The following is a 25,307-nucleotide window of genomic DNA, read 5'->3' as shown; positions in this document are numbered from 1 at the left end:
GACGACATTGTCGTCCCGCGCCGCTTCGATGGATTGCTTCACTATTGCGTGGCGAACGCCGCGTCGTAGACCTCTTCCGCCGGCAGGCTCATCAGACGATCGGACATCTCCTGCTTCAACCAGTCGAGGCGCGCCACCTCGGCGGGGGTGGCGGCGCCCTTGCGGGCGAGTTCGATGAATTCGTCGCGCACGAGCCCGGGACGCAGACTCACGTCGACGACCATTCCACGATAGGAGAAACGGAAGAAATAGCGTCCTCGCGGACTGGCGATGACTTCGTCGCCGACGAGATCGGTATCGACCTCGTATCGGCCGCCGGTGACGGCGCGCGTCACCATCTCGAAAGCGTCGCGCGCGCCCGGCCCCGGGAATGCGGTCTCGATCGTCACCTCATAGCGTTCCGGACGTGCGTCCGCGCAGAGCAGGGGGAACGCGCGCTGCATCGCCTTGAAGCCATGCGCCGCCCCGCCGACGAAGCTTCGGCCGTGATATTTGAGGATGTCGTCGAAAGAGATGGCGATCGGCTCGCCGTGGTCCAGCGTCTCAAGCCAGGCGGGCGCGAGTTTCGGCATTTTGTTCTCGCCATTTTCGGTCATCGACAAAACTCCTCTTTCAACCAGGGAAGGAAACCGTCCAGAAAACGCGTGGCCGCCGGCATGAAGTGCGACCCGTGATGGTAGAAGGGGTCCAGACTCGTCACGATCATTCGACCGCGCGTCGTGACCTTGTCGATATAGAGGACCGAGCGGCCACCGGCGTCTTCGACGAGCGAGCACGCGCCTCTCGGCGGATCGAAGGCGCCGTGCAGATGCCATGTGACGTCGTTCGGGCCGATGCGCTCGAACAGATGATGGTCGGGAGCGGCGATCGTCAGACCCAGGCTCGCGCCGGGTTCGAGCCACCACCACCAATTTGTCGGGCAGGGCGTGAAGCAAACTCCGGGCAGCCATCGCTCCTGCTCGGTCTCGCCCATCGCGACCACGCAGCCGCCGGCGTCGAGAAACGCGACGAGGCGCTGCCGATGCGGCGCCATGCGGCTCGCGGGCGTGCGACAAGGGATGAGAACGACGTCGAAGTCCGACAAGACGACGCTATCGAGTTCTTCGGGGCGGACGAGCCGGTCGAAGAAGCGCGCGTAGCGGGGCGCCTCGAGCGCTTCGCAATGATAGGCTGCGCCAGCGTGGACGGCGAGGATGGTCATACGAATGGCACCGTGTCCATGTGGTCGAACGTCTCGCCGGCGCCGGCGCACCAGGCGGTCAGACGCTCGGCGAGAAGGATGTTCACCGCCGCGTCATCGCACACACTCCAGAGGTCGTTGCCGGAATGCATCAGGATCTCGCCGCCTTCCGGTCGCTCCCATACCCAGTCGATCGGCGCCTTCTCCGGCCCGATGCCGGTCAGCGCCCGGCCGCCCCTCGGGATAGGCGCATAGCCGCGACCATAGAATCCGGCGACGCCGCGACGGGTCTCGAGCAAAGCGCGATCGATCCCTTCGAAGATCGGATGTGACCCGTTTGCGACGAGCCTAAAATCGATGCGTCGCCCCGAAGCGAGCGGGATGAAAGGCGTGAGCTCGGGTAGGAAAGGGCGTGCAAGATGGCCCATGAAGGCGAGCCGGCCGCCGCGATCGAAGAATTCGATGAGCGCGCTCGCGCGGGCGGCAAAATCGATCTGATCGAGATGCATTGTGGTGACGAGTCCGCGCGCCCGCGCGAGTTGATGATTTTCGAGTGCGATTTGCCGTACCGGCTGCAGCAATCCGGCTGCGATGGACTTCGCGAAGGCCGCGGGGGGCGTGCCGTCCGCGCTGAGGATCAGCAGCGCCGCTCTGTGGTCGTCGATCAAGCGTAGACTCCGCCGAACATGGGCACGACCGCTTCGATCGTTCCGCCACTGTCGCTGGAGAGGCTGAGGCGACGAACGGGCAAGCCGTAGAGTGCCGTCAGATTGGTTTCGTCGAGCACGGTTCGAACCGGACCGACTACATGGCTCGCGGCGTCCATCATCAGCAGAGCGTCGTCGGCGACGCTCAACGCATGCTGGGGCAGATGCGTCGAGAACAGAATGGCGTGACGACCCGCCGTCTTGAGGTCGCGCAAAACCGCGAGCAGCCGGTTCTGATTGGCGAGGTCGAGCGCCGAGGCCGGCTCGTCGAGAACGAGCGCGGAAGAGCCGGTGGCGAGCGCGCGTGCGAGCAGCACGATCTGCCGCTCTCCGCCCGAGAGTCGATCGAACGGCCGCTCGGCAAATTGGGCCGCGCCGACCTGCTCGAGCGCGTCGAGTGCGGCGCGATAGTCGGCGGCGCCCGGCGCGCCGAACAGGCCGAGGCGCAGTGCGCGGCCCATCACCACCACATCGAGCGCGCGATAGGATATGTCGGAGCCGATCGCTTGCGACACATAGCCGATGAGCGGCGGCGCGATCCGCCGCCCGGCGGCGAGCGGAACGAGTCCGGCGAGCGCTTTGATGAGGGTCGTCTTGCCGCGTCCGTTCGGCCCGAGCACCGCGAGCGTTTGTCCGGGTTCGACCGCGAAAGACACGTCGGAGAAAATCCACCGCCCGCGGCGTACGCCGGCGTTCTCCAAACCGATCATGCGCGGATCTCCTTGCGGCGAGTCTTTCTGAGCAGCGCCGCGAAAATCGGGGCGCCGATCACCGCTGTGATGACGCCGAGCGGGATTTCGGCCGCCGTCGCTGCGCGCGCGAGACTATCGACGAACAGCAGATAGGAGGCGCCGAGCGCCGCTGCTGTCGGCAGCAGCAATCTCTGGTCGGAGCCGACCAGCATCCGCGCCGCATGCGGCACGACGAGCCCGACCCAGCCGATGACGCCGGCGACCGATACGGTCGCCCCCTCGATGAGGGCGATCGCGGCGAACACGAGCCAGCGATCGCGATCCACCGCGAGGCCGAGCGCGCGCGCCTCTTCTTCGCCGAGCGAAAGCACGTTGATACGAAAGCGCATGAGCCAGACGAGCGCCATGCCTGCAAGAACGGCAGGCGCAGCGACGAAGACGCGCGTCCAGGTCGCGGCCGAGAAGCTGCCCATCAGCCAGAAGACGATCGCCGGCAGCGAACTGTTGGGATCGGCGAGGAACTGCACGAGCGAGACGAGCGCGGTGAATAGCGCGCCGACGACGATGCCGGTCAGGACCAGCATGATGGCGTCGCTGCGGCCGTCGACGCGAGCGAGCGCGCCGACCAGAGCCAGCGCCGCCACGCCCATCGCGCAGGCGGCGCCGATCAGAGCATAGCCGCTCGCTCCCGCGAGAATGGCGAGCGCGCCCCCGAAGGCGGCCCCGGGTGAGACGCCGAGGATTTGAGGCGCGACCAGCGGATTGCGGAACACGCCCTGCAGCGCCGCGCCGCTCATCGCCAGCCCCGCGCCGCACAGCGAGGCGAGGATGACGCGGGGCGCTCGGACCAGCAGAACTATGCGCTCGTCCATCGCGCTCCAATCGGGCGTGACAGGCGCAATGCGAGACAGGAGAATCGCCATCGCCTTTTCCGGCATGATTTGGAAGCGGCCGACGCAGAGCGCGGTCAACGCGGCGGCGGTGAACAGGCCTGCGACGCCGAGTGCGCCGGCCCATCGGGGCAGCGTCGAGCGGGCGGCGCGCGCCTCGCTTGTGATCGCGGAGAGAAGGCTCATGGCGCGTGTCCGGGTGTCGGCGCTACGGCTGTGAATCGATCGTAGCCGCGCGCGTCGCCATTCACAGAGAGTCGCAACACGGAGTCGATATCGCTGAGCGACGGCCGATAGCCGTAGACGATCTGGTAGCTCTCCTCGATTTCTTTTCGCAGATCGTAACGGAACAGATCCGGGTAGAGGAGTTGCGCCAGCCACATCCAAGCCAGTGGATTCTCATGGCTCGGCGGGTCCCAGCGATAGCCGCCGATCGGCATTTTGTAGACGCGCCGCTCCTTGGCCGCTTTCGCGCCGGAGAGAAGCGGATCGTCGTAAATGCGACGCGGCGTGAGCTGTTCCTCGAAGCCGTTGAGCAGGATGACGTCAGGGTCCCACTGCGCGAGCTGCTCGGCGTTTATCGCGAGCGCGCCGCTCAGCTCCGCTGCGGCGTTCACGCCGCCGATCAGACGAATGTAGTAGTCAGAGTAGGTGTTCGCTCCGCCGACGACGAGCCCGGTCGAAGCGCGTTGAAGATAGACGACCTTCAAGCGGCGTTTATCGGGAATGGCCGCCGCTTTTGCCGCGATCTCCGTGGCGACGGCTTCGCGCCAGGCGATCAGCGCGCGCGCCTTGTCGGGTTTCCCGGCGATCTCTCCCATCAACGTCAGACTGTCGCGCGCGAATTGCTCGGTTCCGTAACGCATCAGAGCCGTATGCATCCCGGCGTTACGCAAAGGCGCGACGATATCGTCGCCGCGATCGCCCCATTGGACGACGACATCCGGATCAAGCATTGCGAGCGTCTCCACATTTGGCATGAAACCATCCGCGCCGCCCGCGGCAATCGAAGAATTGATGACGCGCGCGCTGGGAAACATTCGACCGAGCACGCCCTCCTCCATCGCGCTCTTCGATAGCGGGTGCATTCCAACGAGCCGTTCGGCCGAGCCGTCGACGGCGATGAATATGGACGCCGAGGGGATGGGAATTGTCGCCACGCGCGTAACCGGACGATCTTCGGCTTTTGCCCGCTCCCATGCCGGCGCGCCGATAGTGAGAAGAACAGCGGCGAAGCAGCGCCCATGTCTCTTTCGTCTCGCCATGACAGACTCCACATTCAATGGAAGTGAAAATTCTGGCTGGCGAAGAAGCCGCCGCCCGGCGGGGGCGGGGCGTGGACGGACGACATGATCTGGCGCGCCAACGCCGCATGCGCAGGCGTCGATCCGCTGGCGGATATTCCGGCGATGCCGCCGCCGGCGGTCACATGGAAGGCGACGCTGGCCGAGCCCTCGCCGGCGGACGACGTCGCCGGCGTGTGTTGGCGGATCGTTGCGGCGAGCATTGCCTTATAATCGCTCTGCGACATGGCGGGCGTTTCCGAATGGCCTTCGGGCGCGCCCATGCGGCGGCGCGCCTGCGCCTCGCGTCGCTTGTCGGCGTGGTCGACCTCGGGCTTCCTTTCGGCGACCTTCTTCTTTTTCTTCTCGACCACTTCCTTCTTCACCGGCAGGGGCGGCGCGTCGGGTGACATCACCACGGGTGGCGGCAAAGGCAGATCGGGCTGCGCCACTTCTTCGAGCGGCGGCGGCTGTTCCTCGGCTGCCGTCACCTGTTGCGACTCGAAGAAATCGCCTTGCGGCACGAGATCCATGCTGATCGAATCCAGATTCGAGATGGTCGGAACGGCGACGGCCAGCAGCAGCCATGCGACGGCCCCATGCGCCGCCAGCACGCCCGAAAGACTCGCGGCCCGCAGCCAATTCGGCGTGACGGGCGGCGGATCGGCCATCAGCGCTCCGGCTTCGAAGGAGGCGGGCGTAAGATCAGTCATTTTACCGCTACTCCAGCCGCCGCCGTCGTTCTCGCGCCCGGGGCGGTCTTGCTGCGCGAGTCGGCGACAATCGCGATATCGGTGACGCCGTTCATCGCCACCATGGCGACAGGTTAGATCGACGTATCTTTCATGACTGGCGCTCGTGCTCGGGGTCGCTATAGGCCGACGTCGAAAGCGCATCGCCTGCACTCGCATTGCTAGAAAACATTCGGCTCCGGACGCGCGGAACTGGCGGCCGGGTGCGCGCATCTCATTTGGTCAGAATGAGCTTGTTGTTCGCAGTAATGCGGAGGCGGTAATGCTCTCCGGCGTGGATGATCGTGGCTTCCTTTTTCTCGCCCAAGAGGTCGCTCGCATGGTGCTCGCGAGTCACGGCTCGGCTTTTTGAAGCCTGCTGCGGATCGGGATTCCGCTTTGTCGGATGATCGTTGAAATTCGTCATGCAAAGAATTTCGACAAAGCAGCGTCGTCGGTCAATGCTCGAAGCGTCTCATTGGAAGCCTTGCAGTTTGCCGCTTGGAAATCTTTCAAAGTGATCACCGGCCATAATCATTGATCGACCTGTCATGTCTCGGCTAAGACAAGGGTGGGCATTCCAACATGCACGCCTATGGCGCGCATATGTAGCGAGCCAGCCAGGCCGACGGGCCGAGCCAGCCAGCCGAAATTGTTGCACAGAGCTGGGGTTCGCATTTCATGAGTGGCATATCTCACAACGCGCCACGCGGCGCTGCTTCTTTGTTGTTCATCGCCGCTTGCAGCGCATTGCCGGCCGACGCGCAACAAGCCTTACCGACCATCGACATACAAGCGGCGACGCCCAGCACGCGAGAGGCGCCTCGTCCGTCCGCCGGTAAATCCCCGCCAACCAGCGTGATCGGGCAGCCGCCTGCGCCGTACGCCGGCGGTCTGGTCGGCAGCGGCGCTCGCTTGGGTGTGCTCGGCAACCGCAATGTCTTCGACACGCCGTTCAGCCTTACCGGCTATACGGAAAAGCTCGTTCGCGATCAGCAGGCGCGAACCGTGACGGATGTGGCCGACAATGATTCCTCGATCCGCACAAACGCGCCCCGATATGGCGGAATCGATGGATTTCTGGTCCGGGGGTTTCCGGTATTCGCCGGCGACTTTGCAATCGACGGTCTCTATGGCGTCGCCGATTGGCGCAGCCAGGCGATCGAGCCGATGGAACGAATAGAGGTTCTCAAAGGGCCGAGCGCTCTTTTGAACGGCGTGCCGCCGCTCGGAACAATCGGCGGCGCGATCAACCTCATTCCCAAACGGGCGACCGACGCGCCAATCACGCGCGTTACGACGAGCTTCGCGTCCCGCGGACAGCTCGGCACACATGTGGACGTCGGCCGCCGTTTCGGTCCAAATAACGAGTGGGGCATCCGCTTCAATGGCGCCTATCGCAAGGGCAGCACGCCGATCGACTTCCAAGGCGAAGAGTTCGGGGTCGCAGCGCTGGCTCTAGACTACCGTGGCGACAGATTGCGCGTTACCACCGATCTCGAACTCCAGGGGCGCGATCTCGACGCGCCAACGCGGCAAAAAACCGTATCGACCGGCTTTCCGATTCCAAGTTCGCCATCGCTTGTCATCAACCCGCAGCAGCCATGGGAATATTATAACGCCCACCATTGGCACGGCGCATTGCGCGCCGAATATGACGTATCGGAAAACGCCACCGTTTACGCGGCGTTCGGCCACTCCCGGTTCGACGAGCTGTTCTTCGGAGGAGTGTTGCAGATAGTCAACGCGCGCGGCGATTTTCGCACGACGCCCACTCTCACGCCGCAGGACGTGCAGAGCAATACGACCGACATTGGTCTGCGCACCCGCTTCGAGACGGGTCCGATTAAGCATCAGCTCGCAGCTTCTGCTGTCGGTCTGTGGCAAGACACGGGGATTACCAACTCGACCGTCGGCCGCGCGATCACCTCGAACATTTTTGTTCCTCTCTATGTTCCTGCGCGAAGCGATTTCGGTTTACCGCGAGACGCGCCGCGGACCGCCGCGCGCATGAATCGCGGCGTCGCGATCGCCGATACATTGTCGGCTTTCGACGACAGGGCGCTCCTCACCCTGGGCGGACGCTGGCAGCAGATCGACGTCAAAAATTACAACGCCAATACGGGACTGATCGCGTCTAGCTCCACAAATCAGGCTTTCAGCCCGGCGGCGGGATTGGTGGTGAAACCGATCGAGAATCTGTCGCTCTATGCGAACTATATTCAAGGGTTGACCTCGGGGGGCATTGCGCCGGTGAATGCGGTGAACGCCGGCGAGGCGTTTCCGGCGTTCATAGCGAGGCAAATCGAGGTCGGGGCGAAATACGACTTCGGAGTTCTGGGACTGACCTTCGCCGCCTTCGACATCACGCAGCCGAGCAGCTTTACCGATCCGACGACCCGGCGTTTCTCGGTCGATGGCGAGCAGCGCAATCGCGGTCTGGAGTTCAATATCTTCGGCGAGCCTTTGCCGGGAGTGCGTCTTCTCGGCGGCGTCACCCTGCTCGACGGCGTGCTGACGAAGACCGCCAGCGGAACCAATAATGGCAAGACCGCCGCCGGTGTCCCGGACGTGCAGCTCAACCTATACGGCGAATACGACCTGCCGTTCTGGTCGGCGCCGGGAACTGCGACGCTCACCGGCCGCGTCATCTACACCTCGTCCCAATTTTACGATCAGGCCAACACGCAGAGCATACCAGACTGGACGCGGCTGGACCTCGGTGGGCGCTACACTATCGACTTAGAGGGCCGGCCGGTGACGCTTCGCCTGAGTGTCGAGAATGTCCTCGACACGAACTATTGGGCGACGACCGGACGTGGTCTTCTCACCGCAGGCGCGCCTCGCACGTTCCTGGTTTCGACCACCGTGGACTTCTGAGAGAGGAAGCCTTCCGTGATCACTGGCTCTGCAGCCGCATGGACGCACCGTTTACGCGGGGCGTTCATGTTGCTGCACAGATGGATCGGGCTCGTCGCCGGCGCTCTGCTCGTTCTCATCGGTCTCACCGGCAGCTTCAACGTCTTCTACCGCGAGATCGACGCTGCGCTGAATCCGGCGCTCTACAATCCACTCGGCTCCGAACGCAATGTTACGGCCGCCGAAGCGATGCAAGCGGCGGCTGCGGCCGACCCGGCGCCGATCACATCCATCATCGCGCCCGACACGACCTGGCCCGTTTGGATTGCGATTCATGCGCACGGCAAGGGGCCTCATTCGGACCTCTGGACCACGATGATCGACCCCTCGAATGGCGCGGTCCTCGGGAGGCGCGACTATACGAACGCGTTCGCGTTCACGATCTACCGATTGCACTCCTCGCTATTGCTGCGCGAGTGGTGGGGGAGGGAGCTCGTCGGCGTCCTGGGTCTCTGTCTGCTCTGCTCGGCCCTGTCGGGGCTATACTTATGGTGGCCGCGGCCGGGGCGCGTCTGGCGCTCGATGTCTCTCCGCAAAGGCGTTTCGCCGCAGCGTTTTGTCGTGGACATTCACAATGCGGCCGGCGCGTGGACTTTGCCTGCGCTGGCGATGATTGCAGCTACCGGCGTGGGAATCGTTTTTCCCGACGTCATGCGGCCGGTGATCGGCCTGATCTCGATCGCCACGCCCTATCCCTCGCCGAAGGTCGCAACGCCGCTGGACAAGAACGCGCGCAAACTTTCCGCTGATCAAATCCTCGCGCGCGCGCGCGCCGCGCAACCGGGTGCAAACATCGCGCTCCTCAATCCTCCGACCGAATCGCGCAACACCTGGCGAGTGTTGTTCCGTCCGGCTGGAGCCGATCCGGCCCTGCGTTCACGGGGGGCGATTTGGCTCGACCCTTGGACGGGCGACATCGTTCACGCTCGCACCTCGGATGTTATGTCGGCGGGCGATCGATACGTTACTGAACAGCTCTGGTTGCACAACGGCGCCACTTTCGGAGCGCTTGGCCGTCTGGCGGCATTCGCATCCGGCTTTGCGCCGCTCGTGCTGTTCGTCACGGGCTTTGTGATGTGGCGAAACAAGAGGCGCGCTCGGAGGCTTGCGAATTCCAACTCGCGTCAACGTGTCTCCGGTAACTTGGGCTCTCTTCCGGACATGCTCTGAGGCGAGCCGGCGAGGAGAGAAGCTTTGCGAGCGGGATAGCATCCGTTTGGAACGGCGGAAAGACGTGGCGCGTGGATTTGGGCGGGAAGAGACGCCCTCGCATTGCGCAATCGATCAATTCCTCCGGCCCTATGCTCATGCCCGGCTGTCGGCTTCCGAGCCGGATCTCGTCATAGGTGAAGGCGATCACGGGGACCGCGGCGAGCCCCAAATGGATGGCGGCGAGGCGCCGGTGGTGGCCATCCATGACGCAAAGGCTTGTCGCCTCGACACAGATGGGGCGCGTCCATGCCTGCTCGCGCAGGAGGAGACCGATCACATGGCGAACGCGGCAACTGTCGGTCTGCTCATGCGGCTTCAATTCCAAGGGCGAGAGGAGGCGAATGTTCTGCGTTCTCATATGTTCACCTTTCCTTGTCCCCGCCGGCCTGCCGAGCGGGCAGAAATATCCTTTCCGGATGAGCATTGCTGAGGAAATCGTGGTGCGAAATGTCCCAGCCATAGGCGCCCGCCAAGAGGAAACAGACGAGATCGCCTATGCGCAAAGTGGAAAGAGGTTCTGCATCGAGCAGCACGTCCTTTGGCGTGCAGAGCTCTCCAGTCACGGTGACCAGGCAATCCGTATGGGCGCGCCTTGGCCATTTCCATGGCCAGTTCTCCCGATTAATGACGATGAATGGGTGCCTGTGGCGCCACGCCGAGGGCAGGCGGAAATGATGGGAACCGCCGCGCAGGAGCGCAAAGGCCTTTCCATGATTCGTTTTGACGTCGACGACCTCGCTCACATAGACAGTGCAATAGGCTGCGACGATCCGCCCACACTCGAACTGAATTTGCGGCGCACCCGGCTCCAGCGCGTCTCGCAGGCGCCCGGCGAGGCAATCCACATCGAAAAGAGCGTCTATCCTGGCATAGTTGACGCCCCAACCGCCGCCGAGATTCACGACGCGGAGATCGAGCCCGTGACGATCGGCGATGCGCCTCGCTCGCGATAGAGCCTCGAGACAGAAATCTGCATGAGTATCGGCGTCGAGATTGTTGGATACGGTGTGAAGATGAAATCCGTCGAAGCGCAGATGCGGACAGGCGGCGAGCGCGGCGACGGCTTCGTCGATCTCGGCTTCGTCTATTCCGAACTGGGTCGGCCGTCCGCCCATGGTGATCGTCGCGCCGGGAACCGGACCTGACAGATTCACGCGAAGGAGAATGGGAAGCGTCGTATTCCTGGCCTCGGCCACCGCGTTGGCGAGATGGAGAAGATGAATGCTCTCGATATGCACGCGTTCGACGACATGGTCGATGACCGCGGCGAAATCCGTGGCGGTTCTCGCCGGCCCGCCCATAATGATGCGGGCGTCGTCCCCGATCGCCTCGCGCACTTTGCGGATTTCTCCGGCCGAGGCGACCTCGAAGCCGGCGACGATCGGCGCCAATGTTCTCAGTATGGCCGGATCGCTGTTCGCTTTGATCGCGTAGAAAAGATCGGCCCCCGGCGGCAGAGCGGATACGAGCCGACGCGCGTGACGATCGAGCGCGTCGAGATCATGGATGAAGGCCGACACCGGACGGTCGCGGCTGACCAGATGTTCTATCATTTCGAGGGATGGAGCGAAGGCGGTCATTCGTCCTCTATTCTCCTGCTTCCAATTCTTGCAATTCTTGCCTGCGGTAAATCTCGCGCCAGAGGCGGTCTTTGGACGAAAGCGCCTGCCGCAGAACGCCACGGTCATTGCCGGCGATGATTCCGAGCGCGCCGTCGCGGAGATGATCGACGACATCCTCGTCGCGCCGCGGAATTGCAAAGAAATAGCGGCCGGTTCGACGGGCGATCGCGGCGAGTTGTCGGTCCGCCGCCCGAACGGGCTCCGCTGTGGTTTGCCAGGGGACGCCAATCGACTGAGAGTAATCGGCGGCTCCGAGGAGCAGGCCGTCGAGCCCGGGCAGAGAAGCGATCTCTTCGGCGGCGGCGAGGCCGACGGCATCCTCTATGAGCGCGATCAGGAGCGTTTCCCGATCGAGTTGCCGAAGAAGCGCGGGCAGGTCGCAGTCTCCAAAACGCCCGAGCCGGCCGGCATTCAATCCCCTGTTCCCCAAGGGGGCGTAGCGCGCTCGGCGAATCGCTTCTCTCGCGTCCTCGAGGCTCGAGACGCGCGCGACTACGATGCCGGCCGCTCCCGCGTCCAGGACCGGAAGAATACGTTCGGAGCGCGCATCCGCCACTCTCACCAAAGCGCTTATTCCCGAGCGATCGGCCGCGGCGATCAGCTCCTCCAGCTCCCTTCCGCCGATCAGCGTGTGCTCCAGATCGATCAGAACGAAATCAAATCCTGCGACGGCGGCGATCTCGATGATTTGAGGGGCGGGCAGGGAAAGGAAAAGCCCTCCGGCGGGCTGGCCCTGATCGAGCAGGCTTCGCAGCCTCAGCCGCGCGGTCACGAGAACATCCCGACGACGTCGCCGTTCAGACCGACGAGAGGATTGCGTGCGCGCCTTCCCGAAGTGGCGTCTGGCTCTAGACGGCGCCGCGCGAGATCTTCGACAGCGACCGACGGATCGAGAAAACGAAACGTCTTCACGCCAGCGCGCGCGCTGTCGTTTTCCGACAGATATTTTCGAAGCATATCGATCGCCAGCAGCCAGAAACGCTGTTCGTCGAAATCGAAGTGGCGGTCGAGGAACAAGGCGAGTTCGGCGAGATTGACGCCGAACAGAGCGTCGAACATGAAGTCGCGCACGTCTTCGGGATCGCTCGCCTCCACATAGGAATTGCGATTGACGCGCGCATGCTCGACAGGGGTCGGGGCGAGGTTCGGGCGCGGCGCATCGAGCTTGCTCGGGATGAACCGAACGCCGTCGTGGAAATCCTTCAGCGCAACGCGGACCGGCCATCCCTCGCGATGCACCAAGATCATGTTCTGCTGGTGGCTCTCGAGGGCGACCCCGCGAGCGAGAAGCAGATGGACCACCGGAAGCATCGCCGCACGGAGCAAAGCCGATGTCCATGCTTGCGCGCCATGTCGCCGAATCCAGTCCTCAATTGCCGGCCGGCCGTCGTGATCGAGATGGGTGAGCACCGAAAAAGGCGCGGCTTCTTCGTCTTCGGCAAGAAAGATTCCGATGGGGTCGCGCCAGATCGCCGCCAGAGCGCCGGTCAGTCCTCCGGCCGGATCGTCATCTCTCGGCAAAGCAACGGCGCTGCCCATATGTTCCATGAGAAAAATTGCTCCCGTTTTGCTGAGGAAGGAATCCGAGAATGCGATGTTTCTCAGCCATTCACTGACGATCGGTGCGTTCAAGACCGTATGGCGCGCGAGTGTCCGCGCCGTCGACGTGTTGCGTATGGACAGAGCGAGTTTCAGAGACGGCGCGTGACGTTCGGTTATATCCGACAGCGTGCGGATCGACTGTTGAGGCAGATATCGGCGCTGTGATCTCCCAAGGAGGACGATGCGCGAATCCGCCCTCGGCGCAACCGTTCCCGCTTCCACAATCCTTTCCCATTGCCAGGGATGCACGGGCAGCCAGTGGTAGGCGCTTGGCTCGTCGACCATGCTGGTGAGCACGGCGGCGAATTCTCGCCTGCTCGCCTCGTCGATCGACGCAGCGATAATGGCATGATCTTGGTCCTGCCCGGTGCGAATAGCGCGGCTCGCTACCAGTTCCGGATGGACGGCGAGCCAAACCGGTCGGACGGCGTTAGCGAATTCGGGTCCGTAAGCAAGGTTGTCGCTGGGCGAGAAGCCGATGCGGGATTTGAAGCATGGATGGAGCCGATGCCCATCGGTCAGAGCGCTCTCTGCCTCCTCGAACGGAAGCGCCAATAATTTGGCGCCTCTGGCCGCGCCAAAGCAGAGCGATTGTGCGTGGTTCGACCAGGTACGGAGAATTTCTTCTACGAACTGCGTTCGGGCCTCCCGCGTTCCTGGAAGCGCTGGAAAAAGATCGGTCAGCAGACGCATCGGACCGGGGAGGTTCTGCTCTGTGTCCGATATTCTGCGCACCGTGTCCTCTATGACCAACAGGCGATCGTAGGCGAGCGCACGACGCGCCCGCATCCTATAGCGAAGCGCTCCCGGAAGGACGTCCAGAACGACTTCCACTTCGCGGGAATTGACCGGCTCGATCGAAACCGCGCAGTAGGGCGTGAGGCTTTCGTTCACGAGGGCCGTCAGCAATTGCGAGACGACTCGACGGCCGGCCGCCGCCCATGCGCCAAGATCGATTTGATCATGCGCCCTGGCATAGCTCGGTTCGCATGGGGTCATGGCGAAGCCTCTTCGAGATTTCTAGGACGAATACTGGCGCATCCGGCGGTGAACGGATTGGCGATCATCACGTAATCTGGCGTTTCACCGCGTCCGGCGACGCAACTCATGAGATTGGCTTTGGCGGGCAGGAAAGGCGCGGAAAGAATCTCTTCGATAATTGTTCGGGCTGCGCCCGCTTCCTTCTCGAGCACACTGCGACTCGCCGCCCATAGGCTTTCCTCCCTCATGCCGGAAAGCTCCGCGACGACGGATAAGACGTGCGCGACGTGATTGACGATGACGTAATAGAGAAAACGTCGACGAACCACGTCGCGCTCGTAGAACAAGGCTTCGTCAAGATCGACGACGGACGGACAGGCGCGCTGGAAAACCGCGCGATCGACGGCGACCCCCTCAAGATCGCGCACGAAAAGGCGCCGTGGCCAGCCCCTCTCGAAACCGACGAGGCTGTTTTGCGCATGCGCCTCGAGGCAGAGACCTGTCGTGGCGAACAGCCTGACGAGTGGAAGCAGAACGACCTCCATGTATCTTTCGACCCACTCGAATGTCCGTTGCTGTCCATCGAAATGCTGTCCTGCGATGGCGGACAGATTCGGACGAGCTGTGCGGGGATCGCGCTCCACGAAACCGGCGACGACGATCGGATCGGCGCCTTCGTCGAAGTCGGCCAATCGCAAGAGAAAGCCAGTCTCGGGATAGGTGCGGCGAGAATCCCGCCGGTCGCGCAGGATTCGTCCGCTTGCCTCCCGCAGAATGGAGAGCCCTGCTGCGCGCACCTGCTCTGCGGCCGCCGTGATCGCGCGCGCCCCAGCTATGCTGCGGGCCAACTGCTCTGCGGTGTTCACGCGTGAGAAATTGGTGATGCGAGCTTCGAGAGGAAGTTTGACGAAAAGTTTGCGCTCCTTGAACCAAACGGTCCGCACCGAGGAGGTCGGTATGGAGACGTCGCCCGACGGACCGAGAAGCGACAATGTTCCCGAATCCAAATCGTCGCGAATATGCGGAATGTTCCTGAGCCGTTCGGCCTGCCAAGGATGGCAGGGAATGAGCGTCCGTCCGGCGATCACACTCGTGCTCAATCCGGACGCCGCGGTCAGAACGGCGTCGGCGCTCGACATCGACTCTGGCGTGCAACCGTAGCTCTCGACCCGATCGGGTTTCGCCAGAAGCCAGCAGAGCTGAAATCGCGCGTGCCGTTCGGGCCCGTATCTGTCGAAATCGTTCGACGTGAAACCGAGGATGCTCTTTGCGAGTGGATGGAAAGGATGTCCGAACCAAAGACTGCGCTCGGCTTGCTCTGCACAAGAGACTAGCTCCTGTTTCGAGAGAAATGTGGCGTGGTTGCGGCTCGATTCGATCGAATGAAGAATCCGTTCGCAGGCTTGATTTCTCGCGTCTGCTGTTCCATCGCCGAGCGAGTCAAGCATGAGGCGGGCGAGATCGAACGGCGCGATTTGATCTGCGCTCGTCCGAGAGTCATGGAGCCGAACCGCGTTCCAATCGTGGAATCCGCCTGGCGAGTAGCGTCCGCAGACGGCGAGCAGGGATTGGCGGCCGAGAGGAATCTCCCAGACGGTTGCCGCCGCCTCTGTGGATCTCTCCGCCATCCTCGCGGCAAGCTCTGGGCATCTCTCTCGCACCCAGGTGTTGATCAGCCGGTTTCGTTCCAGACGGTCCCAAAAGGCCGCAGGTTCTTCGCTCGTGGTCGTCATCGATCGCCTCGCACGCTGAGGAGAACCAGCAGTCCAACGGCGGGAAGCCCCGCAGCGAGCGCGAGCGCGCCATCGACGCCGGCAAAGGGAACGACGGCGCCGCATAGCGCAGGCCCGAGAATCTGCCCCAAGGTCACAGCAGTACGGGCCGAGGCGAGTTCGCCGACTCCTTCGTCCGATTGGCGAACGCCGGCGTAGACGGCCGGATTGAGCCCAGAATGAAAGGCTCCGTGCGCGACGCGAAAAGCGATAATCCAGGGCGTGGTTGCTGAAAGGGACAGCGCTGCGCAGGCCGCCGACGTCCCCAACAGTGAAAACGCGATCGAACGGGTCGCCGCCACGCTTTCGATGACTCGGCTCCAAATGGGGAGGACGATCATCGCGGCTAACCAGGCCGACGCGTGGACCATGCCTGCGGCGCTCGAGTCGAGACGGGCGGCGTCTCGCCTCATCGCCCACTCGGCGAAAAAAGGAATGAAGCCGAAAGCGCCAGCCGTTCCGAACAGGGCGGCGACGATCAGGACGCGATTGCGACCGCCAAGTGCAAAGACCGACTCGGACAATTGGGTCTCGCCTTCGCGTCGTTGCGGTGGATCGAAGTAGGCGCTCCGGAAGAGCAGGGCGCAGGCGGTCGCGAGCGCGACAAGAGCGGCGGCGGCGAAAAACAATAAGACCGAGAGGCGCTGATGCGCGAAAGCCCATCCGCCGAGAATGGGCCCGACACAGCAGCCTGCGGAGAATGCTTGCTGTAAGTCGATATAGCCGCGCGTGGGACGCGCGCTCGAGCCGTCGATGGCGAGCAGCAGGATGATGCTGCTGCCGGCGGCGCCCTGCAGAGCGCGACCGATCGCGAAAGTCGCGGCGCCATCCGCGATGGCCATGGTTACGTAACTCGCGGCGGTCAACACGCAGGTCGAAGATAGCAGCAGAGATACCTCCCGCCCGCGCGCGAAACGACTCCACAACGGTGTCGCAACCACCGCTGTCGCTGCGGGCGCGGCAGCCGCCACCGCGGTCCAGAAAGACGCCTCCGCTGTCCGACCTCGCGTCAGTTGCTCCAACTGCAACGAGAGGAACGGGATAACGGCGAGTGGGGTGGCGGCCGTCAGGAATTGCACGAGGAGAAGCGAAGCGTGTCGGGAGCTCAGAAGAGACGCGCTCATGCGGCCTGCTCCGGATTCGCGAGCGGGTTTTTCGCCCGGCCGATCGCACTTGGCATGCCGAGGCCGAGTTGCGTGGTTGCGAGAAGAGGAGTCAAAATCTGCTTGAAAGGCCATTCTCGATCATCGAGAAAAGCGGTTCTCAGCCGCTCGCGTATATCTGGCGGCGCCTCCAGCGTCTCGATCTCCCGCGTAGTGACGCGCCGGAGGAGGCGCTTCGAGGCGTGAAGCTCGAGACGCCCCGAACGATCGATCGCTTCGCAGATCGCACGCAGGGCGACATCGAACAGCAGTGTCTGCGCATAGGCGATCAGGCTCTCCGGGCGCTCCAGGAGCATGGTCGCGCGGCGGGGATCTTTGATCAGATAGGCCGGCGGCTGAAGGCCCGCTCTCCTCAGCCATTCCGGTAGGCAGCGCACCGTGTCGTGATCGCGCAGCACGATCCTGGTAGGCTGCCCCCTAACCAGCTCGATCAGGACGTTCTGACCGTGCATCTCCGGCATGAAGCCGCAATGCAGCGCCTCGATAGCGACGCCGATGACGAGCTGAAAGAGCTCCTCGAGAAAGCCTTCGACACTTGTTCCGGGCCGAATCTCGAGCGCCTGTTCGATCACCGGAGGCAATCCCGCACATGGCGCGACGGAAAAGCTCGCCAACGGGACCAGCGCCGTGTCGTTGGCGGAGACAGGAAGGTCGCGAATGGCGCAACCGAGAACGGCCGTCCGTGGTGCGAATATGTCGTGCGAGGCTTCGTCGAAAGTCCAGAAGCGTGTTTCGTCGGCGATCCGAACCCGCGCACCAATGATCGGCCTACGCGAGCAGGCTTGCTCCAGCAGCGCTGCGCCCATCAATCCGTTGTGAAGCGACTGAGCGCTCATGAGCCGGCGCACGCCCAGCGTACAGACATCCAAGGGGAGCTTGATGTGGCGACGCGGATTTGCAGCAATTGCAACTGTTCTCAAAGACGACGTTGCAGAAACGAGAGGTCCGATGAACTCTAGCGCAACGATCTCGCCCGAGGCTAATTCGGGGGTGAATTCCAGAGCGACCGCAGTGTCCAAATGCCAAGGGTGAACAGGTAGCGCGATATGACTCTCCGCAAGGCCGCTTCGCGCCATTTTTTCCGTCAACGCTTCCGCCTGGGGTGAGTCGAGGATGAAATCCGCCGGCTCTCCACGCTCCATCGCGGGAGACATCCGGATACGATCACGCGGCGCCGCACACCAACGCAGCGCAAATAAGCGCCCAAACTCCGCTCCATAGGATTCGATTTCATCCCGTCCCCAGCCTCCCCTGCCGCCCGCAAGAGGATGGAAAGGCCTGTCGCGCCACGCCGCTAACTGTTCCCAGATCGAATTGTCGCCCTTTGCGAGGGCGAGCTTGCTCTCATTCTCGAGGCGAGGAGCGGCTTTCTCCAGAAACTCGAAATTTTGAACGCTATCGTCGAGCTGACGTATGGTGCGATCGAGTATGGCGAGATCGAGATCGCTCAGACTCGAAAGCGCAATCCACAACAGATCTCTAGCATTTAGTGTCCGACGAACATCCCCCGACGAGCGCTCGAAGACCGCCACCGGTCGAAGCTCCTCGCGCCAGGCGTCCCAAGCCAACTCCGCCGAAAGCGCGTGCTCGCCGAGGCGCAAGCAGGCAGTCGCTCGGCCGTCTCGGGCTTCGACCAGCATCCGAGAGCGAAAGCCCGCGATGTCCTCCGTCCACAAGAGTTCCAGAAGCTCCGCGAGCACAGGGTCGGCTGAGGCGATGAGCGGTTGGCGCATGATCGACCTCAAAACAAATCGAGCATTGTTCCGACGTCTTCTGCTTCCGCGCGGCGGAGAATAGCCCGCGCGCAGACAATGTCGTCGATCGCCATTCCCATCGGGTTGAGCAGAATAATTTCTTCGGCGTTCTCGCGGCCCGGCTTGGAGCCGACGACAATCTCGCCGAGTTCCGCATAGAGCTGCCGCCTCGAGAAGGCGCCCGCCTCGACGAGTTGATTGATGATCTTTTTTTCGCGGTTGGACTGATCCCAGTCGTCCACGACGACCTTGTCCGCCCTCAAGAAGACTTCTTTCTCCACGTCCATTATGGAGACATTGGCGAGGAATGTTCCCGGCGAGAGCCACTCGAATTGCAAGTATGGCCGATCGGTTACCGTACAGGTCACCACCACGTCCGCTCCCTCAATGGCGGCGCGAGGCTGCTCGACAGGCACGAATTCTACGTCGGGAAACGCGGCTTGCGCCCATTGAACGCCTTCGCTGAGGTTTCCTGCATGGACGTCGTGAAGACGGATCTCTCGAATGTGTGGGAATTGCTCGCAGAACATTTCGATCTGCGTGCGTCCGATGGGGCCGCAACCGATAATCGCTACGCGATCGAATAGTGGCTTCGCGAGGCGACGGCAGGCTACGCCCGTTACAGCAGCAGTGCGCAGAGCGCTGATCCGACCCGCCTCGAGAATTGCGATCGGGAAATGCGTGCTGGGGTCGTTCAGGACGATGACGGCGCTCGCTCGGTCGATGGACCGGGCGGACGGGTTGTCGTGTTTCGATCCGATCCATTTGAGCCCGGCGATCGGATCGTTTCCGCCGATCCAGGCAGGCATTGCAATGATCCGGTCGGCGATATGGGAGGAACGGGGGCTGCGTAAATAGGGCTTCAGCGGCTGTGCATAGTCGCCCGCGGCATGAAGTCGGAAACCGTCTTCCACCGCTTGCATGTAGAGCCCGGAACGATCGCCGCCGAGAGAAGCGATGTCGGTGCGAGAGAGAAAACGCAATACATGAGTGGTCGCCGGCGTATGACGGGCGATATCGAGAGCGCTCATTGTTGTAGACCTCAGGAAGAGAAAGATGCTTTTGGTCAGCTAAGATCGGTTGACGCTTTGCAGTTCGCGGAACTTGGCGAGGACTCTGTGCGACTCGTCGAGTGGTCGCCGCACACGATCGCTCTCAGAGAGCCAGTTACGATTGTAGACGGTGTCGAGATAACGCTCGCCGCGATCGGGCATGATCGTCACGATGACAGCGCCCCGCGGAAGGCGAGGGGCCATTTTTTCAATTGCTGCGATAATCGAGCCCGAGGAGCCGCCCGCAAGAAGTCCTTCTTCGCGAACGAGCCGATGGCAACCCAAGATAGACTCCCAATCGGTCACATAGACGACCTCATCGATCTCGCGCGTATCGAGCTGTTCTGGAACACGACTGGCGCCGATGCCCGGAAGCCGTCTCTTTCCACCTGGAGAGCCGAATATGACGGAGCCGACGACATCGACGGCCACGATACGAACGGTTGGCCATGCTTCGCGTAGTCGACGTGCTACCCCCATGATCGTTCCGCATGTGCTGACGCCGATAAAGGCGTGTGTCGGCTCGACCGGCATGTCTCTTACAATTTCCGCTCCGACGCCTTCGTAATGAGATCGTCGGTTGTCTGGATTGGCGTACTGATTCAGCCAGACGGCGTTTGGTAGTTCGTCCAGAAGTCGGCGTACGCGACAAATTCGCGATTGCAAATAGCCGCCTTCTTCGTCCTTTTCATCGACGAGTTCGATTTTGCCTCCGTAAGTCTCGATCAGCTCGCGGTTGTTTTTCGTGATGTTTGGATCGATGACGGCCGTAAACTCCAGCTTCATCTGTCGCGCGATCATTGCGATGGCGATGGCGAGGTTTCCGGACGAACTCTCGACCAAATGGCTAGCTCCAGTGATTTTGCCGTCAGCCATCGCTTGTCGGATCATGAACAAGGCCGGACGATCCTTGATACTGCCTCCGGGGTTGAACATTTCCAACTTGGCGAACAACCTGATCGCCGCATTGTCGAAAGAGACTTCCAGCTCCACGAGAGGCGTGTCACCAACGAAAGAACATAAATTCGGAATCATCTGTGCGCTCCGTGCAACGCGCAAGACAATGTCGCTGCGTTCGGCTGCGCTGCCGGCACGCGAGTTCAGCGGTTTTTGCGTGAGTGATGAGAGTTAAGAGGAGCTGTAGACCATATTCATCTTCAATGCTCTCTAAGCTGAAATTGGCTATCGATCTCGATAAGCATCCGACACGCGTTGAAGATCGTCAACGCATTTGAGGTCTCTATTGGAAGCCTTACAGGAAGCAGTTGAGAAGGGTTTCAATTTGGATGCGCTCGGCGATCGGGCGCTCCGCGTGAATGGCGTGAAGAGGTTTGCGCAGCATTGCGTCAACTTTGCCCGGGGCTGGCAGAGTTGCGCCGCGGCGACCGGCCACTCAGTTCTCGCGCGCGCGCGGAGATCGCTTCTCTGGCTCTGACTTGGACCGCTCCTTTGGGCGGCTTCATTTTTGCGTTTGGTCTCGCCTCACCCTTCTTTCTTTTGCCGTCGTAGGACCGGCCATTTTTCAAGCGCTTTGCAGAGCGCTTGCGGCGCCTTGTCTCTTACGGGCGTGAACTCCAACGCGGCGCAAGTCAACGCTATGAGCGGCCCGTCGGGAGTGAGACTTGTCGGAATTTTATCGCTTCCTGGATATGATTCATTGGCGCAATCGAAAGCGTCGCGGACGGCCAGCGCGACCCGCGCTTCTGCGGAGAGGGCATGGGTATAGCGGCGCACGACTTCGATATCACTGTCGAAACGGGTGCGGGCGTCCTTTGTCATAAAAGGATTTTCCCTGGCGAGCCTGTCCCGTTTGCGGTGGAGCAGCCGCTCGAAACGCAATGCTGCGGCGCGCAACATTTCCGCCTCTTTACCCTCGGGCGACGCCACCTCTTCGAGGCCGTAAACGATCTGCGCGACGCCGAGTAAATCGACGAATTCCTGAACCTGTCGCCACGGCGCTTCGGCAGCGACACGCTTTAGTTCTTTCTGGAGATTGTCAGCGATGCTTCTCGTCCGCTTCGAGTAAACGTCGTCTGGAACGTGGGGCATTCGGGCGGTTCTTTTATCGGTTCGCTCGCAGGAGATTTGCTGACCGGCGGGCGCAAATCAATCCGCGCCGCATCATTTTGTTCTGGGCGCGCGAGAGCAGGCGTAAGCCGCGCCTTCTGGGGAGCTGTGCAAGCGCTGCCGGGCGCCCCGGCGAGCAAGGATATAGGGCTACAAATCGAGCGTCGCTAGCAGGATGAATAAAGCTGGCCGAGTTCGCGTCTCCGATAAGGCGACTGAAGCCCATCAGGAAGAGCAGCGATCAAATCGCAGCCGGCGTCTTCCTAAAAAACAGCGCCCGGCGTCCCGTGACGGGATGCGCCAGGCGCGAGACCTCAGTCGGAGTAAATCCGGATCGTTACTCCCTTATCGAGAAGACCGTCAGCACGCCGCCGAGCGCCGTATAATTGGAAAGGCTGCGATAATTGCCGACTGCGCCAAGACCGTCGTTGCTCTTGGTCAGACCGGCCGCGAGGCCGATGCCGGCCCAACCGCCGACGCCCGATAACACCGCGACATATTGTTTCCCCTCGACCTCATAAGTGATGACATTGCCAATGATGCCGGAAGGCGTCTTGTGCTTGTAGAGCTCCTTGCCGGTCTTGGTGTCGACCGCCTTGAGATAGCCTTCGAGCGTGCCGTAGAACGTCACGCCGCCGTCGGTGGAGACCGCCCCCGACCACGCGGAGAACTGCTCCTTATTCGACCACACGATCTTTCCCTTCCTGGCGTCCCAGGCGATGAAATTGCCCGTGTGCGTCTGCCCCTTGTCGCGGTCGGCAGGGAACATTTCCACCGAGGCGCCGACATAGGGCTGACCAGCCGAGTAGCTCACGCGAAACGGCTCGAAATCCATGCAGACATGGTTTGTCGGAACAAGGAAAAGCCCCGTGTTCGGGTCGTAGCTCGCGGGCTGCTCGTCTTTGGAGCCGAGCGTCGTCGGGCAGGCGCCTTGCGTCGTCACGTCTTCGCCATTCTTTTCGGGCGAAAATCTTTCGTCGAGAATTGGCCGGCCGTAGGTCTTCGACGATTTGTCCATGTCGATCCTGGTCGCCCAATTGACAGCCGGATCGAATTTTTCCGCAACGAGCAGATCGCCGTTGACGCGATCGAGAGTGTAGCCGAAACCATTGCGGTCGAAGTGGACAGCCGTCTTCACTTTCTTCCCGCCGATCTCCTGATCGACCAACAGAAGCTCATTGACGGCGTCATAGTCCCACTGGTCGTGGGGGGTCGTCTGGTAGAGCCAACGCGCCTTGCCGGTGTCGAGATCGCGCGCCCATAGCGTCATGGACCAACGATTGTCGCCGGGCCGCTGCAACGGATTCCAGGTCGAAGGATTGCCCGTGCCATAGTAAATGAGGTTCAGCTCCGGATCATAGCTGTACCACCCCCAGGTCGTTCCGCCACCCAACTTCCACTGATCGCCCTGCCAGCTATTGATCCCGGAGTCCTTGCCCACGGGCTTACCGAGATGCGTCGTCTTTTCAGGGTCGATCAGCGTGTCGCTGTCCGGACCCGTCGAATAGCCGCGCCATATCAGTCTGCCGGTCTTGATTTCATAGGCGCTGATCTGGCCCCGCACGCCATATTCGCCGCCGGCGTTGCCGACGACAACCTTATCCTTGAAAATATGCGGCGCGGCGGTTGACGTTTCGCCTTTCGAAGGATCGCCGAATTTAACCGACCAGATCGGCTTGTCTTTGGTCGCGCCCGACGAAGCGCCTGTCGCGGCGTCGAGAGCGACGAGCGTCGTATCGGCCTGCGCCAGGAAGATTTTGCCGTCGCCATAGGCGAGGCCGCGGTTCACGGTGTCGCAGCACATCACCGGAATGACCGAGGCGTCCTGCTGCGGCGCATATTTCCAAATGATCTTGTGGTCGCGGTCCTTAAGGTCGAGGGCGTAGACGACATTGGGGAAAGGCGTATGCAGATACATGACGTCGGTCGTGTAAGCTTGCTTGACGACCACGCCGTCCTTTTCCTCGGCAGGTATCTTGATGTTATGGATCACCAGCGGGGCGCCTTCATGGCCCCGCAATACGCCGGTCGAGAACTGCCAATCGACGACGAGCTTGCCGACGTTTTCCGTCGTGATTTTCTTGAGGGCCGAATGGCGGAGATTGGCGTAATCCCCCGTGGGCGACACCCACTGTGTCGGGTCCTTTTGCAGCTCGAGCAACTCGTCGGCGCATACGTCGTTGCTTAAAGCGAGCGCCAGCATTGTAAGAGACGACGACACCAAGAACTTGTTCATGGCTTTCCTCCATGGCCCGGCATCTTTTGAAAGCGGCTCTCTCTCAGATGGATCGACAGCGCACGCCTGGGAGAACGTGCGCTGTCTATCGCGGGGAGGAGCAGAGGACCGTATTGCCGGCTCGTGCCAAGGGAATTTCAAACAAGGCGGCGCCGACCGCTAGTGGGGGGCGAAGCAATGAAACGCCGTGTGTCGCAATTCTGCGACGATTTTTCGCACCGATCCGGAATGCAAGGCGGTTTCCTACCGCGCGCGGAGCGTCGACGTCTGCGGTGGAGCGGCGTGCATCTCGCTGAGAAAGCGCTTATACTCGTTTCTTCTTCTTTTCCCGGAGACCTTCGATGGAGGGGCGGATCCCACATACGCACACGGATTTGGTGCGCTCGGTCGTCCAGAATGAGATCGCGCCGGCGACGTCGGCGATCGCCGCGAGCTGGCGCCGCTCGATGACGGTATACGGGCTCGACCCCGGTCAGAGCCGCGCGCCAGATGTCCTCACTGAAGCCGAGCTGCGCCAGGCGCGCGAAGAGCTGGAGCCCCTGGCGCGGGTCGCGCAAGCCCCAATCGATCGGCTGTTCGGCGCCGTCGCCGAGCTTGGTTGCTGCGTGTTGCTGACCAACAAGGATGGCGTGCCGATCGAAGGGCGCGGCGCCGACGAGGCTGTCTTTCAAGGCTGGGGTCTGCGGCTCGGGGCGATGTGGAGCGAGGCGCGCGAGGGCACGAATGGCATCGGCACTTGCCTCGCGGAAGCCCGCGCGCTCACGATTCATCGCGACCAGCACTTCCGCGCCCGTCATACCGGCTTGAGCTGCACCGTTGCGCCCATTTACGATCATCAAGGCCGGCTTGCCGCTGCTCTGGACGTTTCCTGCGGCCGAGAAATCAAATCCGAGGGGCTGATCGGCCTCGTCGCGGTGGCCCTGGCCGACGCCGCGCGAGCGATCGAAGCTTTGAATTTCCGTCAATTCTTCGCCGACGCCCGCATTGTCTTGTCGCCGAGCGCCGGCCGCAATGGCGCCTCGCTGCTCGCGGTGGATCGCCACGATCTCATTATCGGCGCGACCCGGTCAGCGCGACTGGAGCTCGATATTTCCGACGCCCGCATCGCCGCGCAGCTACCGGCCGTCGATCTCCTCTTGCCGACGGGCGTCGGCGGGGAGGCGGAGCTTGTCGACGCCGAGCGCGGCGCGGTCCGCAGAGCGCTCGCCCGCGCCGAAGGTAATGTCTCGGCCGCGGCTAAGCTGCTCGGCGTCAGCCGAGCGACGCTGCACCGTAAGATGAACAAGCTCGGCATTTCGAATACGCACTGAGAAATTCCGAAAACTGGGAATATGACCGCTCTTGTGCGGCCACGCTCTCGAGTGCGTTCGGGTTTGAAAATTGAACGCGCTCGAGTGTCGCAAAATTGCGACAGACGGCGCTGAGGCTTTTCGTCCGACGCTAG

21 protein-coding genes are annotated in these 25,307 nt (G+C 62.2%); 3 read left to right on the top strand and 18 right to left on the bottom strand.

The window, feature by feature from the left end; genetic code table 11:
• Positions 1 to 41 precede the first annotated feature (41 nt).
• The 8 genes from JJT62_RS12890 to hemP all read right to left on the bottom strand — a co-directional run bounded on the left by JJT62_RS12890 (position 42) and on the right by hemP (position 5,841).
• On the bottom strand, positions 42 to 596 hold the full coding sequence (locus tag JJT62_RS12890; protein ID WP_246744874.1) for a hypothetical protein: 555 nt from the start codon (positions 594 to 596) through the stop codon (positions 42 to 44).
• Positions 593 to 1,201, bottom strand: coding sequence for a hypothetical protein (locus JJT62_RS12885; RefSeq protein WP_202073176.1), 609 nt, complete (start codon positions 1,199 to 1,201; stop codon positions 593 to 595). Before JJT62_RS12885 ends, JJT62_RS12890 begins: the two co-directional genes overlap by 4 nt.
• Positions 1,198 to 1,848 (bottom strand): hypothetical protein, encoded by a 651-nt coding sequence (locus JJT62_RS12880; protein ID WP_246744873.1) that lies wholly within the window; start codon positions 1,846 to 1,848, stop codon positions 1,198 to 1,200. Before JJT62_RS12880 ends, JJT62_RS12885 begins: the two co-directional genes overlap by 4 nt.
• Positions 1,845 to 2,597, bottom strand: coding sequence for an ABC transporter ATP-binding protein (locus JJT62_RS12875; protein ID WP_202073175.1), 753 nt, complete (start codon positions 2,595 to 2,597; stop codon positions 1,845 to 1,847). Before JJT62_RS12875 ends, JJT62_RS12880 begins: the two co-directional genes overlap by 4 nt.
• The gene (locus JJT62_RS12870) at positions 2,594 to 3,655 is read right to left on the bottom strand and encodes an iron ABC transporter permease (protein WP_202073174.1); all 1,062 of its coding nucleotides are present in this window, start codon (positions 3,653 to 3,655) and stop codon (positions 2,594 to 2,596) included. The genes JJT62_RS12875 and JJT62_RS12870 overlap by 4 nt, the downstream gene beginning before the upstream one ends.
• Entirely contained in the window at positions 3,652 to 4,734 is a 1,083-nt protein-coding gene (locus tag JJT62_RS12865) for an ABC transporter substrate-binding protein (RefSeq protein ID WP_202073173.1), read from the bottom strand. The genes JJT62_RS12870 and JJT62_RS12865 overlap by 4 nt, the downstream gene beginning before the upstream one ends.
• A gap of 14 nt (positions 4,735 to 4,748) precedes the next feature.
• The gene (locus JJT62_RS12860) at positions 4,749 to 5,465 is read right to left on the bottom strand and encodes a hypothetical protein (RefSeq protein WP_202073172.1); all 717 of its coding nucleotides are present in this window, start codon (positions 5,463 to 5,465) and stop codon (positions 4,749 to 4,751) included.
• 253 nt (positions 5,466 to 5,718) lie between these two features.
• Positions 5,719 to 5,841: a hemin uptake protein HemP gene (hemP, locus tag JJT62_RS19575; RefSeq protein ID WP_283484295.1), complete on the bottom strand. Its 123-nt coding sequence runs from the start codon at positions 5,839 to 5,841 to the stop codon at positions 5,719 to 5,721.
• A 563-nt stretch (positions 5,842 to 6,404) separates the two neighbouring features.
• Between hemP and JJT62_RS12850 the strand changes: the two genes are divergently transcribed.
• Positions 6,405 to 8,363, top strand: coding sequence for a TonB-dependent receptor (locus JJT62_RS12850; protein WP_370568554.1), 1,959 nt, complete (start codon positions 6,405 to 6,407; stop codon positions 8,361 to 8,363).
• Positions 8,364 to 8,429: 66 nt separating this feature from the next.
• Positions 8,430 to 9,572 carry a PepSY domain-containing protein gene (locus JJT62_RS12845; protein ID WP_202073169.1) on the top strand — a complete coding sequence of 381 codons (1,143 nt, stop codon included), beginning with the start codon at positions 8,430 to 8,432 and terminating at the stop codon, positions 9,570 to 9,572.
• Positions 9,573 to 9,976: 404 nt separating this feature from the next.
• Here the strand turns inward: JJT62_RS12845 and JJT62_RS12840 are convergent, their stop codons facing one another.
• The 10 genes from JJT62_RS12840 to JJT62_RS12795 form a co-directional block, all read right to left on the bottom strand.
• Positions 9,977 to 11,194, bottom strand: coding sequence for a type III PLP-dependent enzyme (locus JJT62_RS12840; protein WP_202073168.1), 1,218 nt, complete (start codon positions 11,192 to 11,194; stop codon positions 9,977 to 9,979).
• A 7-nt stretch (positions 11,195 to 11,201) separates the two neighbouring features.
• Positions 11,202 to 12,008 carry an aldolase/citrate lyase family protein gene (locus JJT62_RS12835; RefSeq protein ID WP_202073167.1) on the bottom strand — a complete coding sequence of 269 codons (807 nt, stop codon included), beginning with the start codon at positions 12,006 to 12,008 and terminating at the stop codon, positions 11,202 to 11,204.
• Complete coding sequence (locus tag JJT62_RS12830; protein WP_202073166.1) at positions 12,005 to 13,837, bottom strand: IucA/IucC family siderophore biosynthesis protein; 1,833 nt, start codon at positions 13,835 to 13,837, stop codon at positions 12,005 to 12,007. The genes JJT62_RS12835 and JJT62_RS12830 overlap by 4 nt, the downstream gene beginning before the upstream one ends.
• A complete protein-coding gene (locus JJT62_RS12825) occupies positions 13,834 to 15,267 on the bottom strand; it encodes an IucA/IucC family siderophore biosynthesis protein (protein WP_246744894.1) in 1,434 nt (477 codons plus the stop codon). The genes JJT62_RS12830 and JJT62_RS12825 overlap by 4 nt, the downstream gene beginning before the upstream one ends.
• Before the next feature lie 281 nt (positions 15,268 to 15,548).
• Entirely contained in the window at positions 15,549 to 16,433 is an 885-nt protein-coding gene (locus JJT62_RS12820) for an MFS transporter (protein ID WP_202073164.1), read from the bottom strand.
• A 278-nt stretch (positions 16,434 to 16,711) separates the two neighbouring features.
• Positions 16,712 to 18,487, bottom strand: coding sequence for an IucA/IucC family protein (locus JJT62_RS12815; protein WP_202073163.1), 1,776 nt, complete (start codon positions 18,485 to 18,487; stop codon positions 16,712 to 16,714).
• 8 nt (positions 18,488 to 18,495) lie between these two features.
• The gene (gene sbnB / locus JJT62_RS12810; protein ID WP_202073162.1) at positions 18,496 to 19,539 is read right to left on the bottom strand and encodes a 2,3-diaminopropionate biosynthesis protein SbnB; all 1,044 of its coding nucleotides are present in this window, start codon (positions 19,537 to 19,539) and stop codon (positions 18,496 to 18,498) included.
• Between the two features lie 39 nt (positions 19,540 to 19,578).
• A complete protein-coding gene (gene sbnA, locus JJT62_RS12805; RefSeq protein ID WP_202073161.1) occupies positions 19,579 to 20,595 on the bottom strand; it encodes a 2,3-diaminopropionate biosynthesis protein SbnA in 1,017 nt (338 codons plus the stop codon).
• 447 nt (positions 20,596 to 21,042) lie between these two features.
• A complete protein-coding gene (locus tag JJT62_RS12800; RefSeq protein ID WP_202073160.1) occupies positions 21,043 to 21,609 on the bottom strand; it encodes a hypothetical protein in 567 nt (188 codons plus the stop codon).
• A 355-nt stretch (positions 21,610 to 21,964) separates the two neighbouring features.
• Positions 21,965 to 23,863, bottom strand: a complete 1,899-nt coding sequence (locus tag JJT62_RS12795; RefSeq protein WP_202073159.1) for a methanol/ethanol family PQQ-dependent dehydrogenase — start codon at positions 23,861 to 23,863, stop codon at positions 21,965 to 21,967.
• Between the two features lie 341 nt (positions 23,864 to 24,204).
• On the opposite strand from JJT62_RS12795, the gene JJT62_RS12790 reads away from it, so the two are divergent.
• Positions 24,205 to 25,173, top strand: a complete 969-nt coding sequence (locus JJT62_RS12790) for a helix-turn-helix domain-containing protein (RefSeq protein WP_202073158.1) — start codon at positions 24,205 to 24,207, stop codon at positions 25,171 to 25,173.
• Positions 25,174 to 25,307 lie beyond the last annotated feature (134 nt).

It is taken from the genome of Methylocystis sp. Sn-Cys, assembly GCF_016745395.1.
In the GTDB taxonomy this organism is placed as follows: domain Bacteria; phylum Pseudomonadota; class Alphaproteobacteria; order Rhizobiales; family Beijerinckiaceae; genus Methylocystis; species Methylocystis iwaonis.
Note: the sequence above shows the minus strand (reverse complement) of the source record. Positions and strands in the feature narration are given on the sequence as shown.

Bases quoted from the DNA above. Each gene is read 5' to 3' on its own strand.
- JJT62_RS12815 (WP_202073163.1), bottom strand. From the start codon at position 18,487: ATGCGCCAACCGCTCATCGCCTCAGCCGACCCTGTGCTCGCGGAGCTT.
- JJT62_RS12890 (WP_246744874.1), bottom strand. From the start codon at position 596: ATGACCGAAAATGGCGAGAACAAAATGCCGAAACTCGCGCCCGCCTGG.
- sbnB (WP_202073162.1), bottom strand. From the start codon at position 19,539: ATGAGCGCTCTCGATATCGCCCGTCATACGCCGGCGACCACTCATGTA.
- JJT62_RS12865 (WP_202073173.1), bottom strand. From the start codon at position 4,734: ATGGCGAGACGAAAGAGACATGGGCGCTGCTTCGCCGCTGTTCTTCTC.
- JJT62_RS12840 (WP_202073168.1), bottom strand. From the start codon at position 11,194: ATGACCGCCTTCGCTCCATCCCTCGAAATGATAGAACATCTGGTCAGC.
- JJT62_RS12870 (WP_202073174.1), bottom strand. From the start codon at position 3,655: ATGAGCCTTCTCTCCGCGATCACAAGCGAGGCGCGCGCCGCCCGCTCG.
- JJT62_RS12825 (WP_246744894.1), bottom strand. From the start codon at position 15,267: ATGCTTGACTCGCTCGGCGATGGAACAGCAGACGCGAGAAATCAAGCC.
- sbnA (WP_202073161.1), bottom strand. From the start codon at position 20,595: ATGATTCCGAATTTATGTTCTTTCGTTGGTGACACGCCTCTCGTGGAG.
- JJT62_RS12830 (WP_202073166.1), bottom strand. From the start codon at position 13,837: ATGACCCCATGCGAACCGAGCTATGCCAGGGCGCATGATCAAATCGAT.
- JJT62_RS12885 (WP_202073176.1), bottom strand. From the start codon at position 1,201: ATGACCATCCTCGCCGTCCACGCTGGCGCAGCCTATCATTGCGAAGCG.
- JJT62_RS12800 (WP_202073160.1), bottom strand. From the start codon at position 21,609: ATGCCCCACGTTCCAGACGACGTTTACTCGAAGCGGACGAGAAGCATC.
- JJT62_RS12820 (WP_202073164.1), bottom strand. From the start codon at position 16,433: ATGGCCATCGCGGATGGCGCCGCGACTTTCGCGATCGGTCGCGCTCTG.
- JJT62_RS12790 (WP_202073158.1), top strand. From the start codon at position 24,205: ATGGAGGGGCGGATCCCACATACGCACACGGATTTGGTGCGCTCGGTC.
- JJT62_RS12795 (WP_202073159.1), bottom strand. From the start codon at position 23,863: ATGAACAAGTTCTTGGTGTCGTCGTCTCTTACAATGCTGGCGCTCGCT.
- JJT62_RS12875 (WP_202073175.1), bottom strand. From the start codon at position 2,597: ATGATCGGTTTGGAGAACGCCGGCGTACGCCGCGGGCGGTGGATTTTC.
- JJT62_RS12845 (WP_202073169.1), top strand. From the start codon at position 8,430: ATGTTGCTGCACAGATGGATCGGGCTCGTCGCCGGCGCTCTGCTCGTT.
- JJT62_RS12860 (WP_202073172.1), bottom strand. From the start codon at position 5,465: ATGACTGATCTTACGCCCGCCTCCTTCGAAGCCGGAGCGCTGATGGCC.